This window comes from Acinetobacter sp. 25-47-130, from assembly GCF_056779705.1.
The window spans coordinates 1-238 of the sequence record NZ_JBWYII010000041.1 but is presented as its reverse complement, the minus strand read 5'-3'; the positions used below and the strand labels follow the sequence as shown (position 1 = coordinate 238).

The 238-nt window shown below is 49.2% G+C and carries 1 protein-coding gene; it reads right to left on the bottom strand.

Annotated features, from left to right (window positions below; translation table 11 throughout):
* Positions 1 to 238, bottom strand: a 238-nt coding sequence (locus AC1M83_RS14265) for a GA-like domain-containing protein (RefSeq protein WP_481590956.1), incomplete at both ends; no start/stop codon positions are given.

Below are 238 nucleotides of genomic sequence, written 5' to 3'. Positions count from 1 at the left end.
ATGTCGACTAGATCATTTAAACGACCTTGTAGCGCATCTTTTTCTGCTTGTACTGCCTCAGGTAATGCTGTCACTTTTGTTTGTGCTTCTGTTTTCGCAGCAAGTGCATCATCACGTGCTTGAGTCAGTGCAGTAAGTTCTGTTGGAGTGATGAGGCCATTGGCATTTGCATCGATCAGCGCTTGTTCCGCCGCAGCGTATGCTGCTTCTGCTGCCTCTACTGCTGCTTCAGCCGCTG